Source organism: Pseudomonas sp. ATCC 43928, from assembly GCF_005938665.2.
Classification (GTDB): Bacteria; Pseudomonadota; Gammaproteobacteria; order Pseudomonadales; family Pseudomonadaceae; genus Aquipseudomonas.
Genome location: NZ_CP041753.1, coordinates 1,437,782 through 1,456,963 on the forward strand (window position 1 = coordinate 1,437,782; position 19,182 = coordinate 1,456,963).

The following is a 19,182-nucleotide window of genomic DNA, read 5'->3' on the forward strand; positions in this document are numbered from 1 at the left end:
TCAGAGTATTTCGTTCATGTTCCCGATGACGCCCATCGCGACGGCGCTTGCCCTATGTTTTTGTGCAACTGCCCTGGCCGCGCCCACGGAAAACGGCCATACACCTCGAAGTCTGTTGGCGCAGGCCAAGGGATTGCCGACCGAATTCGAAGAGCATTTCTTTGATGTGCCACTGGCGGTGCGCGTGGAACTTGACCAACAGTTTCTCGGTGAGGCGATGGTCGTGTTGACCCGCGACGATCGCATCACCCTCGTTGACTTCGCCGATGTCAGCGACAGCATGATCAAGCCCAGTGAACGCGACATCTGGGCCAACTATCTGAAACAAGGAGTGGCGCTCGGCGGCTGCCAGGCCAATTGCCCCGAGCAACTGCTGGCCGTGCACTACAGCCTTGAAAACTCACTGGTGTCGATCCTCACCCAAAACGCTGAGCGCGACGATCAGGTACAGCGTTATTACAACCTGCCTGAAGGCGGCAGCACCGGGTTGATCGTGCGTAACCAGCTGAACCTCAACGGCGGGCAGAACCAGGACCTGGGCGGGCGCTACGGCCTGGAAGCCAGCAGCAGTCTGGGTAACTGGACCCAGGCCGTCAATCTGCAACTGTCTCGACTGGGCGGTCTGGATAACAAGCTGTATCACGCGGTGCATGAGCTCTTTACCCAGCGCGAGCTGGAGGGCAATTTTCTGCGCCTGGGCTATTTCACACCGACGTCCGAAGGCCTGACCCGTCAGCCACGTGCCTTCGGCGCGAGCCCCGACACCGCATTGGGCGTCATGTACGGCAGCTCCGACAGCCTGGCCATCAACAACCCGAAACCGGCGGTCTATCCGATTTACGTCACCGCCAATCGACAGGGTTCGGTGGAGATCTACCGCGACGGTTTGCTGATCAACACCCAGGCGGTGCCTGCCGGGTTGCAGACCCTCGATACGCGTCCGCTGCCCGGCGGTATTTATGAAGTGGAAGTGCGTCTGATCGAAGACGGCCAAATCACCTCCAGCACCCTGGAGCTGGTCTACAAACCCAACAACTGGCGTAACCATGACGAGCGCTGGCGCTATAACCTGTTCGCCGGCCGCGAATCGAAATTGCTCAGCAACTGGGAAGAGCAGGCCGAGGGCGACATGACGGCGGGGGCCGCGTTCAACTTCCTGCTGCACCCGCGAGTCATCCTGGGCTTGTCGGGTCGACAGGTGCGCGACGCTCTGCAGTACGGCACGTCGGTCGATTGGGCAATCGTCAACAACGCCAGCGTCTATGCCAACGTCTACAAAACCGAGGACTACGGTACCGGCTTCGACGTGCAAGGGCTTTATTCCTATGGCAGCGGCAGCATCGTCGCCAGCCATAACCGTAGCTGGCTCGATACCACCCGGCTGTACGACACGCTGCCCGATGGCACGCGGGTACGTCAGCGCAATGTATTTATTGGCCAGACCAGCAACTCTTCCCTGTCGATAAATCATCGACTCAACAGCAAAAGCTCGGTCAATGCCCGGGTGTCCCACAGCGAAGGCAACACCAACGGGACGGGTGTGGATCTGGGCTGGACCCAGCGCACCCAACTGTTTGGCAGTGACGCCAATTGGCGCCTGTCGCTGTTTGATCGACCGGGCAGCGTGAGTTCGGGAGACGACCGCAATCGGGGTATCGACTTGAGCGTCAACATCGCGTTGGGTGGCCCCGGTGAACAGCTTTCCGGCAGCATCGGCACTCGCACCGACCGTGATGGCGGGCGCGATAACAACGCTTCGATCACCTACCGCAAAACCCTTCAGGACCATCTGCTGCAAAGCGTCTCCGCCACGGCCATCACCGACACCTACGGCATCGGGTTGAATGCCATGGCGACCATGAGTTCCGACCTTGTCAACGGCGACGGCTTCATCCAGCGCTCGTCCTTCAACAACGACCTTACCGGGGGCTTGAACCTCGACAGCACCGTGGCCGTCGGCGGGCAAAAAATGGTCATGACCAGCCAATATCACCGCAACGGTGCCGGCATGATCATCGACGTGGAGTCGGACATCGAGGACATCGCCTTGCGCGCCGATGATTTGAGCGGCGGCAGCGCGGTGCTCAAGCCCGGGCGCAATTTCGTGCCGATCACCGCGTACAAAAGCAGCTCGGTCAGTTTCGATTTCGAGGGCAACCACGTTCCCGCCGCCACCATCCAACCGGCCCGTTCCAGCTATCACCTGAACAAGGGCGGTGTGGAATATCGCCAGGTGAAAGTGATGAAAACCCTGACCGTTCTCGGGCGCCTGATCGACCCGCAGGGCAATCCGCTTAAAGGCCACCACATCATCAACCACGCCAGCCGTGGGGTGAGCGAAGTGGACGGCTTCTTCTCCATGGAAATGAATGCGGGTTCACCGACCCTGGAAGTGCGCCACGGCAGCCAATTGCTGTGCCAGTTCCGCCTGGACCCGAACAATGGGCGTACCGAAAACAACGTGCTGATGATTGGCGATTTGCGTTGCACGCCGGATACGTTGGCCGATGCGACTTTCATGGCTCCAACCGCGGGTTAACCCCCCGGGAAAACTTGATTAATTAACGAGGTAGGGACGATGAAACGTCTTTTGGCATTTGTGGGTTTTTGTTTGTTTTCCCAAGCTGTTCATGCCGGACCGAGTATCAATATCGGCACCGTTTACGATTATCTGGACGGTGATAAAAGCACCTATCTGAAGCGTGTATTCAATGGCGGCGACAGCACTGCATTCGTCAAGGTCAACATTCTCGAAATTCTCTACGACGCCGACGGCAAGTCGCAGGAAGTGCCGCTCAAATCCAACACCGACGGCAAGTCCCGCGATGGTTTGATGGCAAGTCCCGCGCGACTGATCGTGCCTGCCAATGGCATGCAGGGCACTCGTCTGCTGTTCATGGGCGAGCGCGACAGGGAGCGTTATTTCCGGGTGCGATTCGTACCCGTGGTGCCGGAGAAGGAGGACGAATTCGCGGTGTCCGGCGAAGAGCGGGAAGACTACAAAAAATCCCTGTCGGCCGGGGTTACCGTGCTGGCGGGTTACGGCGCGGTGTTTTTCGTACGGCCAAAGGAAACACGCTTCGACAGTGCGATTGAAAACGGCGCAGGCATGTATCGGATTCGCAACAACGGCAACAGCGTGGTGGTGATCGATGAGTTCAAGGATTGTTCGGTTAAAAACGAGCAGGACTGCCAGCCCACGACCAAGCATCACATTCTGGCGGGGCGTACTTTTGAGTTCGAAAAACAGGCCGGTCGCGAATATCGCTTCACCCTGGTTGAGGGTGAACGCAGCAAAAAACTGGACGTGAAGGGATAACCCATGAGCAGGAAGCTGACCCAGGTCTTTTTGTCGGTTGTCGCGATGTGGACGAGCGCTGATGTCTTCGCCGCCCGGGAAGAGCACACCTTCGAGGTGTTCGTGACGATTCCGACCCAGGCGTTTTATGTCATTCCATCGGACCCGGGCTGGATCCATCGTGAACAGCAACTGCCCTGGAACTTGACGTCGTCGACACTGGGTGGCTTGCGCAAGTATTTCGACGTGAAGAACGAAGCGGGCTCGATCGAGGCGCGTCTTGAAGGCCGGCCGTATCTGTCCAACGGCACCGACGACCATGACATTGCCTTGCGGGTGCTGTTCAACGGCAAGCTGTTGAGCGAGCACGAGAGCAGCGAAGTGGTGTCCCTGGCCGAGGCAGCGCCTGGTAAACGCGTGGTGCTGGAAATCCTCCCGATGCCGCCTGCCGATGGGGTTTACAAGCCCGGAAGTTATTTTGGCAGCGTCAACATGATCTTCAACGCGGTGATGCCGGGTACTTGATACCGATTCTGTGAGGCCTAAAGAGATGATTCGTTTTCAAGCATTACAACAATGTGCAGGTGTAATGGCCTTGCTCCTGGGATCGCTATCTTCGGTATGGGCCCAGGAGGTACAGATTCAAGCCTCGTTCAAACCGGACTCGGCGAATCCGCAACGCAATAAATTCCACAATGACACGCCACCCAGTGGTTATTGCGCCAGTTATCCTCAGCAATGCATCGACAACGAAATGTTCAGTCTCAGGGTGCCGATCCAATTCGAATCCATCGCGCCGATCACCGCCCATCACGAGGATCCACGCAAGGGTGCGTTGATAAAAGCGCCAGCGCAGTGGCGAGATCTGACGGTTTTCCACGAATCCACCGGCGAAGCGGAAACCGTTAAGGTGCGCATTGCGGGTATAGGATCCAGATATGTGACCGAAGACGTGATCAGTCTGGTAGGTGGAGGCGACGATTATCGGCTTGCCCACGGTCAACTGTGGGGGCAGAGCTGGGTTTACGCACCGTCTCCCTGTCTTTACAGCGGCGTGGGTTTGTACACGTCGAATACCTATGGTTTTTTCTGGAAAACCCCAACCGAAGGCTCGTGCCATAAACAGGCTAAATTCAATGTGCCTTGGCTGCGATATAGCTATCTCGATTTTGCCTATGAACTGGTGACCCCTAACCCGTTAGGTATGTCCTCGGGCAAATATGCTGGCAATCTGACCTACAGCGTTGGCCCTGGGGCGGATTTCGACATGGGCGACATCATGCTGCCCAGCAGTACTTCATTGAAGTTGAACTTCGCTTTGGACGTACAGCACACCCTCAAGGTCGAGGTGCCTCCAGGTGGAAGCCGTGTTGAACTGATCCCGCAGGGCGGCTGGCAATCCTGGCTGACGCAAGGGCGAAAACCGACGCGCCTGTTTCGCGACCAGACCTTCAACATTTCCGCCAGTTCACGTTTCAAAATGCAGTTGCAGTGTCAGTACGTCCAAGGCAATACCTGCTCGCTGAATGAACCGTTGTCCGGTCACTTTGTGCCGCTGAACGTCGGCGTAAGTCTGCCCCATGGTTTGATGGACGCGGACGGTCAACCTGTCAATCGTCGGCCACTAAGCCTGGATGGCAGTGGCACGCAGTTGTTCATGCCAGGGATTTATGTGGATCGCAAACCGGGAACGCTGCATTTCGAAATACCCGCCAGTGAAGTGGCAGAAATGCTTCGCCCCGGACAACAACGACAGTATTCGGGACGCGTGACAGTGGTGTGGGATTCAGAAGTTTAGTGTCTTGCGCCAATGCAGTGAAAAGGAGTGCAGCAATCATGGAAATGCTCAGGAAAATCATTCAGCTGAGCGGGTTGGGATTGGCGGGTGCGTTCATGCAGACCACGGTCGCCAGCACCGTTGAAATGACCGCGGTATTTCGTCCCGATCCGGCGAAACCGATGCAAAACACCTTTATCAATACGACCCCTCAGGGCGGGTATTGCGGAGATCACCCCGAGTACTGCGAGGAGGGTGTTTTCAGCATTTTGTTGCCCGTTCGCTTCCGGGCGGCGGCAGATATACCGGCGCTGCATGAGCAGCGTCGGGGCGCGATGTTCCGGGTTCCTTCATCCTGGCGAGACGTCACGGTGGTGCACGACGATACCGGTGAGTCCGAGACGCTCAGGATGCGCGTGAACGGTATCGGTGCCGCTTACACGATCAAGACGCCTCTACCCACAGGGGTCTGGCAAAGTACCTGGGTCAACGCGCCTCCTCCCTGCAGATATGGCGGGGTGGGTTATGGCACTGCCTTGTACTATGCGTTCTTTTGGCGAGTGCCGGCCAATGCGGAGGTGTGTGCCAAGCAGGCACAAAAAGACATTACCCAGGACTACCAGTTCGCTTATGAAAACACGGGGTTCAGCTACGAGCTGGCCACGCCCAACCCGCTCAAAATGTCGGCAGGCACCTATCGCGGCGTGCTGAACTACACCGTCGGGCCGCATCAGGATTTCGACATGGGCGATGTCATGTTGCCTGACGACGATCTGATCACCCTCAATTTCACTTTAAGCGTTGAACATACGTTGAAAGTCGAGATCCCGCCCGGTGGAAGCAGCGTTGAACTGGTGCCGCAGGGTGGCTGGCAAGCCTGGCTGACCCAGGGACGTAAACCGACCCGGCTGTTTCGCGATCAGACGTTCAACATCTCGTCGTCGAGCCGCTTCAAAATGCACCTGGAGTGCGGAGAGGGCGGGTCGACGCATTGCTTGATCCGCGACCCTGTTTCCAGTCGCGTTGCCCAGGTACAACTGAGTGTCAGCCTGCCCAATGGCTTGACGGATGTCAGCGGCCAACCGGTAAACCGTCGACCGCTGCGCATAGGCCAGGTGAATGCGCAGGAGTTCAGGCCCGGTTTCTACGTTGATCGCGCGCCAGGCACCCTGCATTTCGAGATTGCACCGAATTATGTGGATTACATGATCCAGCCCGGGGTGTCGTCCAGTTATTCCGGAAACATCACCGTGATATGGGACTCCGAAGTGGGATAACAGTGGAAGACGCCCTGAAGGCGTGATCGCCTTCAGGGATGGGGCTGATTATCCGGCGTTCTGCAGTGCCGCTCGGGTCAACCGACGGCTCAGCTGTTTTTCCTCGTAGCCGATGTCGTTGAGCAAACCGCCATAGACCTCGTCCGTCATTTCCTCGCCGGTGAGCACAAGGCTTTCCGGGACGTTGAGTTGACTGGCAAGGTCGAGTAACCGCTGCTTGAGCGCGCGTCGTTGCACAATCAACTGCTCTTTGGAACCGGCCCAGGCGCGTTGGGCCTCGCGCAGTTCATCCAGCAGGTCGGTCCTGTGTTCATACATCCGGGCATTGCGCCGGAACTCCGCGGGATAGGTGTCACGCAGGTATTTCTCCCAGTACGGCTGTTCGATCATTCCATTGACCAACCCGTCGCCGGCTTCCATCGACATTACCGTGTCGAACGCCGTGTCGAGCATTTCAGCGTTCACCCTGGCCAATTCGGGATACCGCAACAATGTCGATTGCCACGGCAAATCGAGACGTTGCGCCAGGCCGCTCTCATAGGCGAGGTACACTTCAATTTCGTCGCCGCCCGGACGTTTGGCGAAATCGGCCCGTGCAATATCTTCCACCCGCGCAAGACGGGCCGCCCCTTTTGCCAACCTGACCAACCTGCTTTCCAGCATGGCGCCCGATGTCGACAAGGCATAGGCTTCGGAGGCAAGCACCTTGATGCCCATGTGGTTGAACATCTGGGCTCCCGCATCGGCGCAGGTCGTGGGCGACGTTGCCATTTCGAACAGATCGGCGCGCAACTCGCTGTCCAGGTCGACGGCTTCGACCATTCGCCATACCCGGCTGCTCAGTTGATTACGCAATTCACCGCCGGCCCGGTAATCGGCCGAGGTGGTCTGTTTCTGGATCAAGGCGAAAAACCCTTCAGAGCCAGGCTCGGACATCAGGTCGTGCCAGGCTTCCTGGCGGAAGGTCCCCAACCCGGAGACTTCGGCACTCCACCACTCCGAGTCATCCTTCATCGGCCATTGGGCCATCGCGTCGGTGGCGGCGTCGGTATAGACCTGTGTGGGCGAGATGCCGACTGAGCGTCGATACGCCTGGAACTTGACGACATTGGCCTGCGATAGGTTCATTTCGAACAGGCGGGTCCGCGCCACGATAAACGCATCGTCAGAGCCGGGCACGACGGTGGGAATGATCCTGATCGGGTTTTCCTGCAGATCCAGAAAAAATCCTCGAGGCCGACGCTTGTTGGGCGCAAAGAGCCCGTCGGGCCACGCGGTGGCCCCCGTGTTGCTCAGACTCAGGATGCTGAGCCTGGGCATGCGTTCAACGTTTGGCAGCATCCCCAGCCTTGGGTTGTCATCGAGCCTGAGTGTTTCGATACGGGTCAGGTTTCGCAGCTGCCCGACCGACGCCGGCGTCAGCCTGATGTCGTTGTTCATCAGTCGTAGCGTGCGCAGGTAATGCATCTTGCCGATGCTGTCGGGCAGCTGCGTCAAGCCGCAACCGCGGGCGCTCAGTTGTCGCAGGTGAGGGAAGTCTTTCAACAGGCCGGAGGCGTTCTGGGAGAACGTCGTGCGGTCCAGGTTCAACGTGGTGATCTGATCGAGGTAGTGCTTGATGTCCGGCAGTTCCTTCCACCAACGCTCGAGGTCGACAGCGTCGATTTCCGTGGAAAGGTCCAGTGCATAGCCGCCATCGGAAGTGGTGCTGCGCTCGCCGAATACGGTGGGCTTTCTCCTGAAACAATCGATGAGCCGTTCGCTGATGTGCAGCCCGCCACCGCGGACGAACCCTTGGCGATCCGGGCCCCAGCTATCAGGTTGCCGATATCGCCATTTATTGAGCAGCACCTCAAGATCATGCAGTTCACGGTCCAGTCGTGTCAGGGTCTGATGCCCTTGTTCCGGCGAGCCAAGGGATTGCACAAAGGTATCGACTTCTCGTTCGTTGAAGTGGGGGTAGAGGTCTTGCGCCCTTTCCGTGAGGGTGGCTTTGCGGGTGGACAAGCCAGGGCCGCGCAACAGCATCATGTCTTCGTGATCCGCCCGCGGACGGATCGGTGGCGCGAGGAGCACGGTGCGGCGTTCGGCAGGTGTCTGGGTCTTGACCATGACCCATTGTTTGAAAAAACGGCCCTGGCCAGGTCGATAACCCAATTGGGTCTGTTTGTTTTTCGGCAAGGCGTTGAGCACCGCTTCGAAAAAAACGGCGGCTTCCCGCAATTTGTGGTTTTGCGCGTCCCAGACTTCGAAGCAGTTCACCTCATCCCGGACCAGTATCCGGACGGTCGACGCGTCCTGCGTACCCACGCTGCAGCGCAGGGGGCCGGCATCGCTGCCTTCGCGTACTTCGATGCGTAACTCATTGAACGTGTCGGAATGAATCCTGAGCGCATTGAGCACCAGGCTTTCGGTTTCCGGCACCCACTGCGCATCGTCGTAGAACCCTTCATAGGCATGGTTTGCCCGGACTTCGAAGTCTGCTTCACGGGCGCGGATCTTGATGCTCAAAGGCAGGCGCTGCTCTTGTCCCATTCGCTTGAGGTCAGGGCTGTCGGCACGGCTCAGCAGGGTCTTCACCGCACGGGACGGCAGCTGTGCAAACTCATGGCGAACGAGCCTGATTTGCGGATCGTCCGATGCTTGTGCGCCTTGGTACAGCTGATTGACGATGTCTGGAAGCAGGCGATTGGCTTCGTCCGCCAGCCGATCGCGCAGCGCTTGCACCTGTTCGCTTTTCGCCATTGGCCGGCCGAGTACCGCTTGCAATTCCGCTTCATCGAGGAAGTTGACCAGGCTTGGCGCAAACCGGTTGCTCAACAGATGCGACAGGCTGATGGACAGCGTCTGCCCGTCCGTTGCCTGGGGATTGCCGTACTGGCGAAAGGGACCGGTCAGGTCGTCGTTGTGATAAACCTTCAGCGATTTATCCGCAGGCCAGCCGTCCAGGTAGGTCGCCAGCGGTTCAAACCAGTAGGAGGACGGATCCAGCGCCAGCCCTGTGCGAATCCGTTCAATGCTGTGCCGGGCCTGGCGCTGCAGGTGCAGGCGTTCGAGACTGTCGTCCAGTAGCGGTGGCGCAGCCGTGTTGTCGATGTACATCCGGCGCAGTGCGCCGTCGTCGGTGCCGCTGGCAATGCGCACGCGTTCGAGATCCGCGTCGGTCAAACCGTCGACGGTGTGGCCGAGACGGCGCAGCAGTTTCGGGGTACTCCATGCTCGCGGGTTTTCGCCTTCGTGAGTCCAGGCGCCGAGGCCGTTGTGTCGTAACTCGGGTGAATACGCATCGGCGCGGTGTGGATGCTTGACGTGGTAGTTGCCGGTTTGCGGGTCTTTCTGCACGGCGAAGTGTGTTTCATCCAGCGGCAGGATGTCCTGGCCCTGGTGGGTATGCAGGCCCAGTTCGTCAGGACCGGAGTCGGCCGACAGCTTCACATCCGGCAGTTCGTAAGGCCGCAGATCGGGATGCCACAGGCGTGGCTCGCCATTGGGCAGCGTGACCGGTTTCATGCCTTCGATCAGTGGCGAGAGTTTCAGACGCACGACCTCGCCAATGTTTGCCCCGGCGGCGAACGCCGCCAGTTGAATGGCATCTTCCACCACACCCACGATGTGCTCGACGGCTTCGTTCCACAGCCCCAACGTCATGTCGACGAAGCCTTCGATGACATCGTTGGCGATCTGATAGGCGGTGTAGGCCATCATCAATTCCCCCAACCCCGGCACGAACGGTGTGACGACCATCAGGGCGACGTTGAAGATGTCCGAGACTATTTTCTTGAAATTCTCCCACCAGGCCCATCGGGCATTGCGATCGGTGTCGGCGGTGGACACGGCGATGTGTCGGGCGTCATTGAGGATTTTGTTCAGCTTCTGCTCAAAGCGGTATTTCCAGAATTCGCCGCGGATCGGTGTGGCGCTGAAACGAAGATTGGGCTGCTCGACCGGCACTTCCCGCCAGCTGGGCCCTGGATCCAGCGGATCTTTCTGATGCCATTTCACCTCGAACAGACGCTGCTGCAACCCGCCGAAAAAATGCCCTCGCTCCGGCTGATCGACGAACCGGCTGAAGAACTGGCGATAAGTCATTCCAGTGGACGAGATGAGCGGGTTGTCCCGCAGCTGGCGAGTCAGTTCATTCATGAAGGCGACCGTTGAAGGGTACTCTTTCAACGGATGTTCAGGGTCTTGCGGGACATACGCGAATATCGGCACGACCTCTCGCCTGTGCTCACGGTACAGGTCCGGTGTGATCAATACGATCCCGGCCAGCCGGCTGTCCAGAATGGACAGTTCAGCGAAATGCATCACCCGGCCCTTGCGGGTGAGGTTGCGCTGGCCATCGAGCATCTTCAGGATCAGGTCGCTCGCGTCGGCATCAATGTCGCCGGTCATCAGCGCTTGTTGAACGGCTGCCTTGAAGGCAGCTTTCTCGCTGTCGATGATTTTGAGTTGCAGAAAACGCCTGGCGACGGCATCGCCGGGTAGCAAGCGGTTTTCAAGGTATCGGGCATAGCGCGCGCCAATGTCCAGCTCGCGACACAGAGTCTGGAACTGGGCGATGGACATTTTGCGTTTGACCGGCAGGACGTCGAACAGACCGCGCTCATCGGGCTGGCTGATGAAGTCGGAATCCGGCTCGCAGGTTTCGCTGCGTGCGAAGTTGTGCAGGGCAGCGTTCAGCAGGGAGACGGTTCGGGTGACGACGCCGCCTGTGACGTCGATGGCATACCAGGGGCGTTCCTTGGGTAAGTAAAGATGCAAGTAAGTGGTTCTGACATCGACATCGACCCCGTACTGTTTCATCAATGCATCGGTGAGCAAGGGTTCAGCGAAGTCATCAACGTTTTGTAACTCTTCGAGAAACCGATCCACCTTGTTCTGGGCAGACCAGAGTTCAAGGTTGGCATCTTGTAACTGTGTGTGAGCAGATTGAGTGGCGGTCCTGATCCATTGTCCGGAACGGGTTTGTGTGAGGCTCAGTTCCCGCGCCCTGCGCAACGAAGCATCCTTGAATGTCGGGTGAATTCGACTCTGGATGAAAGCGTAGTGACGGCCCTTATCGTCGTCTGCCCCTCCTGGGCGGGCAGTTTTACGTCCTTGTAAATCTGACATTGTTTTTATCAGCCTTGAGCAGTTATGGAAGGCAACAGCCTATCCTTCGTCGCTCAAAGTAAAAGTCTGAATTACTGCGCGGAACACCTGTGGAGAGTGCCGAAAGCATTGGAATTTTCCATGCCGAAAATAACTATTTACCACCCGGTCAGCGGCGGGAGAGCTCCACGGGCAAACATCCGGTGCCACTCCCCGGTTGCAGATACGGCATCAGGATGGGCGCCATGCCCTTGAGCACTTGCACGGGCAACGCCGAGGTAAATTTGAAGGCTTCGGCCGAGCGCCCCGGCACGTAGGCGGTCAAGGTGCCGAAATGGCTATCGCCGATGTAAAACACGAATGTTGCTGTGCGGTTGATCGATTTCGAGCTCAGAATCCGCCCTCCCGGACCGATGGCTTCGATGCGGTTGTCGCCGGTCCCGGTTTTACCGCCCATGGCCAGCGGGGTGCCGTTGGCCAGTTTGAAACTGCCTGCCACGCGTTTGGCCGTGCCGGCATCCACCACTTGCGACAAGGCCTCGCGCATGGCGGTTGCCACCTCGGAAGGCATTACGCGTTTGCCGACGACCGGATTGTTGATCAGTTGGGTTTCATAGGGCGTACCGGCCGCGAAGTGCAGGCTGTCGATACGCAGCGTCGGCAGGCGTACACCGTCGTTGAGGATGGTGCCGATCAGCTCCGCCAGTGCGGCGGGGCGGTCGCCGGAGCTGCCGATGGCGGTGGCCAGCGAGGGCACCAGGTGATCGAACGGGTAGCCGACTTTCTGCCAGCGTTGATGAATGTCGAGGAACGCCTCGATCTCCAGCATCGTACGGATACGGCTGTCACGGGCACCCTTGTGTTTGCTTTTGAACAGCCAGCTGTAAACCTCCTGGCGTTCGAATTCGCTGGCTTTGACGATCTGGCTGAACTTGGCGTCGGGGTTGTTCAGCAAGTAGCCCATCAGCCACAGATCCAGCGGGTGGACCTTGGCGATGAAGCCCTGATCCGGCAGGTCGTAGCTGCCCGGGCCGTAACTCAGGTACAGGCGTTCGAGGCGTTCGTCGGTGAGTTTTTCCGTGAGCTTGGCGCCCTTGAGGTGTGAACGCACGAAGGTGTTGAAGCTCTCCTGGTCGGCCTGCGGGAATAGGTAGCGATGCACGGCAGCCATGCGGATCGGTGTCGGGTGCATGCTGTCGAGGAAGGTCTCGAGGCGGGTCTGGGTGTCTTTGTTCTGGTACTTCTTCCAGAACCGCAACAGGAATGCGGTGCCTTCACGGTCGGCGAAGTGGGCCAGGTATTCCTGACGCCGCGGGTCGCGGTCGTCCTTGAGCAATTCGGCGCTGCTATTGGGGCCTGCGTAGGTGCTGTAGCGCACCAGGTCGCGCATCAGCCGGATGAACGGCAGGTTGATCGACTCACGAATGGCATCGCGCAGGGACGGCATGCGGCCGTTGTCCTCCTTGCGGAAGTTAACGAACGTGTGCAGCCCACCACCGGTGAAAAACGCCTCGCCGGGGCTGGCCGAATATTTGCGATCCAGTGCGGCGCCGAGCATTTTTGGCAGGCTGCGGTCGGTGTTCTGAATCATGTAATCGACGGCCCAGCTGCTCAGGCGATCCTGTTCGGCGACTTCGGTTTTCTTCAGTTCGGCAACGGTCATGCCTGCGTAGCGATCGTGCAATTCGGAGATGATCTGCAGGTAAGTGGTGAGCACACGCATTTTTGCGGTGGAGCCCAGTTCCAGCTTGCTGCCTTCATTGATGTCGAACGGTTGGTCGGTGCTGTCGGTCTGCACCCGTACCCGCGAGCCGTCCGGGGTCAGTTCGAACAGGGTGAAGCTGTAGCGCACCTGCGTGGTGCTGGTGGGGGTGAGCAGGCGTTCGCCGATCAGGCCGATTTCCGCTGCATAGGCTGGGTCGGCCAGATGCTTGAGGTATGCGGTGGCCTGGGTTTGCAGCTCGCCTTGCAGGGTGCTGGTGGCGGAAAGGTCGAGGCGGTCGAGGTCATACAGCGGCCGGTTGAGCAAACTGCCCAGGCGACTGCGCGCGACACTGATGCCTTTGTTGGTTTCGATCGGTTGGATGGTGGGCTGGGTCTGCCAGTCGCGATAGGTCACTTGGCTGGCCAGTGCCGCCGCCGCGAGCGGTGCATCGATCACCCCATTTTGTGACAGCAGGCGAATATGGCTGTCGGTCAGGCTGGCCAATTCATCGCGGCCCTTGGTCAAGTAGTGCGAAGGGCGGCGTTGAGCAATCATCAGCGACAGCATTTCACGCAGGGCCAGGCCTTTTTCCGCCAGGCTTTTCTGATCGGTGTCGGTGCTGGCCAGCCGTTCGTTGGCCTTGTTGAAGTCGGCGCCGTACCACACACGCAAACCTTCGGCCATGCCATGCACTTCACCGTGGCCCGGTACCGCGGACAGCGGAACACTGTTGAGGTAATCGCGAATCACATTTTGCCGTACCTGAAGGGTTTCCGGCCCCGTCTGATAGGCCCGCACGCTGGCGGAAATCATTTGGCGGATTTTTTCCGCGCCCGACACGGTCAAGCCGTCGGGCGAGTGTCGATATTTTTCAAGCTGTGTCGCCAGCGTACTGCCGCCCGCCGATTGGCCGGGCAGGCGCAACAGCTTGGCTACCTGGGACCACGCCGCCATGCCGAACCGTGGCCAGTCCACGGCGGGGTTGGCCAGGGGCTGGTGCGGATCGAGCAGAAAGCGGTTTTCGATGAACAGCAAGCTGTTGACCACCACCGGCGGGATCGCGGCAAAGCTTGAATAGAGCTGTTGTGGATACTTGAACTGATACAGCGGGGCCGCACGGCAATCGGTGATCGACAGCCCGGCTTGGATTTTCTCGGTATAGGGAATGAAAAAGCCCTTGTCGCTGTACTTCATCAGCGCAGGCGAAAAGCGGGTTTGCGCCGCTATGACGTAATCGCGCTTGAGCAGGCGCGGCAGAAATTCATCCAGGGAGCTGTAGCCCAGACGCTGATCGAACGGGCCTTCGCCAGGGTAGCGAATCGCGTCGCTGGGGCCGGGTTGCAGTTCGTATTTCAGCGAGGCGGCATATTTGCTGATTTCCCGGGCCTGGAACTTGGAGGTGCGCATTTCCTTGGCCGCGGCCAGGCCCAGGACAATCAGGATAATCAGCAGCAGCAACCAGAACGCCCCCCAGCCGTGCCGTGAACGACGGGGTTTTTCAGGTAAAGGCGCTTCATCCACACGTTCAGTCGGAACCACAGTGTCACTCGAATCGGTTTGCCACAAAGCGCCCATAGTCGACTGATCCATTCACGCAGATTGATCGGACTTGTTTGAAGCTTAGACGGTGGTTGGCGTTGGTGAAAAAATTGTGAACAACCAAATATCAGATGCGCACGATTACCTATGGAGAAGGGCTGTTGTGGCGAGGGAGCATACCTGTGGTGAGGGGGCTTGCCCCCGTTGGATTGCGCAGCAGTCCCAAAAACCAGCAACACCGGATTTTTTCAGACACACCGCATGTACAGGATTCACGACTGCTGCGCAGTCGAGCGGGAGCAAGCTCCCTCGCCACAAGGGGGGGGGGGCGTCTGAAAGGTTTGAGCTAGACGCATCGAAGAGGTAAATGCTGCCTAGGTAGGGGCATGACGATGCACCATTGCTGTGCAATACTCCGTGCGGTTTCAGTGGCGAAAAAACCTGCATAAGCCAGGTAATGCCACTCCGTTCTGCGGGAATTACCCGTTAGTTATCGCTGAATATTGTGTTTTATATAGTGAAAACACCTGTCGTTAGCTTTTTATACTGCACGCCCCGCTGATCTTGGAGGTTTTGTCCTGCAAGACGTGTCTGTCCACAAGACAGGCCCGGTTTCACCAGGCACCGGCTTATCGGTCGGCGCTTCGACACTCGGTGGTCATATCCAATAACAAGACGAGGTTGCACCCCTATGCCAGTCGGCAATCACCTGCCTCACGGCGAGACCGCTCAGGGCGGCCCGCTTAAACGCGAACTGGGCGAACGGCATATTCGCCTGATGGCACTCGGTGCCTGTATCGGCGTCGGCCTGTTCCTGGGTTCGGCCAAGGCCATCGAAATGGCCGGTCCGGCCATCATGCTCTCCTACATCATCGGCGGTCTGGCGATCCTGGTGATCATGCGCGCCCTCGGCGAGATGGCCGTGCACAATCCGGTCGCCGGCTCGTTCAGCCGTTATGCCCAGGATTATCTCGGGCCTTTGGCGGGTTTTCTGACCGGCTGGAACTACTGGTTCCTGTGGCTGGTGACCTGCGTCGCGGAAATCACTGCGGTGGCGGTGTACATGGGCGTCTGGTTCCCCGACGTGCCGCGCTGGATCTGGGCACTTGCCGCGTTGGTCAGCATGGGCTCGATCAACCTGATCGCGGTGAAAGCCTTCGGTGAGTTCGAATTCTGGTTCGCCCTGATCAAGATCGTCACCATCATTGCGATGGTGGTCGGCGGTATCGGCGTGATCGCGTTCGGCTTCGGCAACGACGGCGTCGCCCTGGGGATTTCCAATCTGTGGGCCCACGGCGGCTTCATGCCCAATGGCGTGCAAGGCGTGTTGATGTCCCTGCAAATGGTGATGTTCGCCTACCTCGGCGTCGAGATGATCGGCCTGACTGCCGGTGAAGCGAAGAACCCACAGAAGACCATCCCCAATGCGATCGGCTCGGTGTTTTGGCGGATTCTGCTGTTCTACGTCGGCGCCTTGTTCGTGATCCTGTCAATTTACCCGTGGAACGAAATCGGCACCCAGGGCAGCCCGTTCGTGATGACCTTCGAGCGTCTGGGCATCAAGACCGCCGCCGGCATCATCAACTTCGTGGTGATCACCGCGGCGTTGTCGTCCTGCAACGGCGGCATCTTCAGCACCGGGCGCATGCTCTACAGCCTGGCGCAGAACGGCCAGGCCCCGGCCGGTTTCGCCAAAACCTCGAACGGCGGTGTGCCCCGTCGTGCGTTGCTGTTGTCGATCGGCGCGTTGTTGCTGGGCGTGCTGCTCAACTACATGGTGCCTGAGAAGGTTTTCGTCTGGGTTACCGCGATAGCCACCTTCGGCGCGATCTGGACCTGGGTGATGATCCTGCTGGCCCAGCTCAAGTTCCGCAAAGGCCTGAGCGCCAGCGAACGTGCCGGCCTGAAATACCGCATGTGGCTGTACCCGGTCAGTTCGTATCTGGCGCTGGCCTTCCTGGTGCTGGTGGTCGGCCTGATGGCGTACTTCCCGGACACCCGAGTGGCGCTGTATGTGGGCCCGGCGTTCCTGGTACTGCTGACGGTGTTGTTCTACATGTTCAAGTTGCAGCCGACCAATGTGACGCAAGGCGCGGTGCGTTCGGCTTCGTAAGTTGTAACGCCAGCCATACAAAAGCCCCGGTCAGAATGATCGGGGCTTTTGCATTTAAACGGCTGCCACGGGTATCGGCACATTCAACCGCTTATTGAAATCCAGCCAAACCCCCAGCAACGCCATCAATCCGACCCCCAACATTGCGCTGAATAGCTGCATCGCCAATACGTTCCCACCCAAGGCATTGAGCATGTCCGCCAACGGCGCCAGCAACACACCAAAACAAAACACCTCCAGGGAATATCGGCCCATGCGACAGCTTTGTCGCGCCAGCCAGTGTTGCGTCCAGCCCGTGTTCGGCAACAACCTGGCGGTGACGTAGGCGAGGGCGAGGAAGTGCAGCAGACGCGCCGGTGAGAGGTTGGTCTTGCTGATCGGATAGAGCCATTCGCCGAGCCATTGGGGCATGAACTCGTCATGCACGGTCGGCCATTTCCACGACAGCGCGATCATCCCGCTCATTACCAGATAGGTCAGAGCCGCGATGAAAACCGGCTGTCGAGTCAGCGGTCGAGGTTGCGGCGCCCGAGGCCTTTGCCGGTGAATCGCCGCCGCGCCCCCGAGAATAAACAGCAGCTGCCAGGCCATCGGATTGAAAAACCACACGCCCCCGTCGGTGCCCGCCAGGTTCCACTGCAACCATGGCGCCAGCAGGTACAACACCACCGACAGCCCCACCACGTATTCAGCCTTGCGCAGCAGCATCGGCAGTACCAGCGGCAGGCCGAGCAGCAACAGAATGTACAGCGGCAACGGGTCCATCAGGTTCGGCTTGAAGCGCAGCAGCAACTCGTCCATCAACGCTTGCTGCGGATTGCTGAGGAAATACTGCAAGCCCATTTCCTGCACCAGATCGCGGGTTTCCACGTGGCTGTTGGCGAAAAACACGATGCCCATCAGCAGCGCCAGCAAAAAGATGTGCACTACATAAAGCACCCAGGCGCGTCGCAGGATTTTCACCGTGGCGACCATGAGCCCGTCGCGCCGGGCGATCTTGCCGTAGGCCAGCACGGCCGCGTAACCGGCCAGGAACACGAAAATCTCCGCCGCATCGCTGAAGCCGAAGTTACGCACCGTGAACTGCGCGAGCGGGTTCTGTGGCACGTGGTCCCAGAAAATGAAAATCAGGGCCAGGCCGCGGAAAAAGTCGATTCGGTGATCGCGTCCAGACGTCATGAAGGCAGGCTCTTGAACGGGCTGTTGAATAAGGAGTTGCCGGCGCCGCAAAAGAGGGGGCGCCGCACATTGGCGGCGCGCAGGGTGCCGTTATTCACAGGCAATTGCAAAAGGCTGGATATTACCGAATGTCTCAGATGCTTATAGCGAACGGATAGAACGGCGTGGCCGTCGGTCTGCCGGACTGTCCGCGCACCAGAACTCCCCATGATGGCATCTGGCGAGCATCTACACTTCGGTTCTCAGGAGTGTGAAACGTGAAGGTTTCGCTGATTGTCCCGGTATTCAACGAAGAGCAGGCGATCAGTCTGTTCCACCAAGCGGTGCGTCGTGAGTTGAAACTTGACCCTTATGAAGTCGAGATCGTGTTCATCAACGACGGCAGTACCGATCAGACGGCTGAGCAGGCCAAGGCGCTGGCCCAGGTCGATGAACAGGTATTGCTGATCAATTTCTCGCGCAACTTCGGCAAGGAGCCGGCGTTGTTTGCCGGGCTGGAGTACGCCACTGGCGATGCGGTGATCCCCATGGACGTGGACCTGCAGGACCCGATCAGCGTCATTCCACGGTTGATTGCCGAGTGGCAAAAAGGTGCCGATGTGGTACTCGCCAAGCGCCGGGACCGTGCCAGCGACAGTTACCTGAAACGCCACAGTGCGGCAATGTTCTACCACCTGCTGAACAGGATTTCCTACACCCGTATCGAGGAGAACGTCGGGGATTTCCGCCTCATGGACCGCAAGGTGGTCAATGTGATTCGCGCACTCCCCGAGCATCAGTTGTTCATGAAAGGCGTTCTTTCGTGGGCCGGTTTCACCACCGTGGTGGTGGAGTACGAGCGGGCCCAGCGGGTGGCGGGACGCAGCAAATTCAATGGCTGGAAGCTGTGGAACCTGGCGCTGGAAGGCATTACCTCGTTCAGCACCGTACCCTTGCAGTTGTGGACTTACATCGGCGGCGGCATTTCAATCTTCGCGGTGCTGTATGCGGTGTACATGGTGCTGGACAAGATTTTCTTCGGCAACAGCGTCCCCGGTTACCCTTCATTGATGACGGCCATATTGTTTCTGGGCGGTGTGCAACTGATCGGCATCGGCATTCTTGGAGAGTATGTCGGTCGCATCTACATCGAAGCCAAGCATCGGCCCCGGTATGTGATCAAAGACGTCATCGGCGGCAAAGACCGGGTCGGGCTTTAGC

The 19,182-nt window shown here is 58.7% G+C and carries 10 protein-coding genes; 7 read left to right on the forward strand and 3 right to left on the reverse strand.

Annotation, left to right across the window (positions count from 1 at the left end; genetic code table 11):
- Positions 1–16 precede the first annotated feature (16 nt).
- The 5 genes from FFH90_RS06470 to FFH90_RS06490 are packed head-to-tail and all read left to right on the forward strand — an operon-like array spanning position 17 to position 6,352.
- Positions 17–2,539, forward strand: coding sequence for a CS1-pili formation C-terminal domain-containing protein (locus tag FFH90_RS06470; RefSeq protein ID WP_111454746.1), 2,523 nt, complete (start codon positions 17–19; stop codon positions 2,537–2,539).
- A 39-nt stretch (positions 2,540–2,578) separates the two neighbouring features.
- Positions 2,579–3,319 carry a hypothetical protein gene (locus tag FFH90_RS06475; RefSeq protein ID WP_064616281.1) on the forward strand — a complete coding sequence of 247 codons (741 nt, stop codon included), beginning with the start codon at positions 2,579–2,581 and terminating at the stop codon, positions 3,317–3,319.
- A gap of 3 nt (positions 3,320–3,322) precedes the next feature.
- Positions 3,323–3,823: a CS1 type fimbrial major subunit gene (locus FFH90_RS06480; RefSeq protein ID WP_138866874.1), complete on the forward strand. Its 501-nt coding sequence runs from the start codon at positions 3,323–3,325 to the stop codon at positions 3,821–3,823.
- A gap of 25 nt (positions 3,824–3,848) precedes the next feature.
- Complete coding sequence (locus FFH90_RS06485; protein ID WP_138866875.1) at positions 3,849–5,096, forward strand: hypothetical protein; 1,248 nt, start codon at positions 3,849–3,851, stop codon at positions 5,094–5,096.
- Positions 5,097–5,134: 38 nt separating this feature from the next.
- A complete protein-coding gene (locus FFH90_RS06490) occupies positions 5,135–6,352 on the forward strand; it encodes a hypothetical protein (protein WP_138866876.1) in 1,218 nt (405 codons plus the stop codon).
- 48 nt (positions 6,353–6,400) lie between these two features.
- On the opposite strand, the gene FFH90_RS06495 is transcribed toward FFH90_RS06490, so the two are convergent.
- Both FFH90_RS06495 and FFH90_RS06500 read right to left on the reverse strand, forming a co-directional pair.
- On the reverse strand, positions 6,401–11,353 hold the full coding sequence (locus FFH90_RS06495; RefSeq protein ID WP_318653365.1) for an NEL-type E3 ubiquitin ligase domain-containing protein: 4,953 nt from the start codon (positions 11,351–11,353) through the stop codon (positions 6,401–6,403).
- A gap of 262 nt (positions 11,354–11,615) precedes the next feature.
- Complete coding sequence (locus FFH90_RS06500) at positions 11,616–14,726, reverse strand: transglycosylase domain-containing protein (RefSeq protein ID WP_138866878.1); 3,111 nt, start codon at positions 14,724–14,726, stop codon at positions 11,616–11,618.
- A 655-nt stretch (positions 14,727–15,381) separates the two neighbouring features.
- On the opposite strand from FFH90_RS06500, the gene FFH90_RS06505 reads away from it, so the two are divergent.
- The gene (locus FFH90_RS06505) at positions 15,382–16,803 is read left to right on the forward strand and encodes an amino acid permease (protein ID WP_064616292.1); all 1,422 of its coding nucleotides are present in this window, start codon (positions 15,382–15,384) and stop codon (positions 16,801–16,803) included.
- 54 nt (positions 16,804–16,857) lie between these two features.
- Here FFH90_RS06505 and FFH90_RS06510 read toward each other — a convergent pair whose 3' ends face one another.
- Positions 16,858–17,982, reverse strand: a complete 1,125-nt coding sequence (locus FFH90_RS06510) for an OpgC family protein (protein WP_138866879.1) — start codon at positions 17,980–17,982, stop codon at positions 16,858–16,860.
- A gap of 257 nt (positions 17,983–18,239) precedes the next feature.
- Here FFH90_RS06510 and FFH90_RS06515 point away from each other — a divergent pair, with 257 nt between their 5' ends.
- On the forward strand, positions 18,240–19,181 hold the full coding sequence (locus FFH90_RS06515) for a glycosyltransferase family 2 protein (RefSeq protein WP_018926640.1): 942 nt from the start codon (positions 18,240–18,242) through the stop codon (positions 19,179–19,181).
- Position 19,182: the final 1 nt, after the last annotated feature.

What these genes read in the sequence shown, in the direction of transcription:
- FFH90_RS06470 (WP_111454746.1), top strand. Translation starts at nt 17, where the DNA reads ATGTTCCCGATGACGCCCATCGCGACGGCGCTTGCCCTATGTTTTTGT.
- FFH90_RS06475 (WP_064616281.1), top strand. Translation starts at nt 2,579, where the DNA reads ATGAAACGTCTTTTGGCATTTGTGGGTTTTTGTTTGTTTTCCCAAGCT.
- FFH90_RS06480 (WP_138866874.1), top strand. Translation starts at nt 3,323, where the DNA reads ATGAGCAGGAAGCTGACCCAGGTCTTTTTGTCGGTTGTCGCGATGTGG.
- FFH90_RS06485 (WP_138866875.1), top strand. Translation starts at nt 3,849, where the DNA reads ATGATTCGTTTTCAAGCATTACAACAATGTGCAGGTGTAATGGCCTTG.
- FFH90_RS06490 (WP_138866876.1), top strand. Translation starts at nt 5,135, where the DNA reads ATGGAAATGCTCAGGAAAATCATTCAGCTGAGCGGGTTGGGATTGGCG.
- FFH90_RS06500 (WP_138866878.1), bottom strand. Translation starts at nt 14,726, where the DNA reads ATGGGCGCTTTGTGGCAAACCGATTCGAGTGACACTGTGGTTCCGACT.
- FFH90_RS06505 (WP_064616292.1), top strand. Translation starts at nt 15,382, where the DNA reads ATGCCAGTCGGCAATCACCTGCCTCACGGCGAGACCGCTCAGGGCGGC.
- FFH90_RS06510 (WP_138866879.1), bottom strand. Translation starts at nt 17,982, where the DNA reads ATGACGTCTGGACGCGATCACCGAATCGACTTTTTCCGCGGCCTGGCC.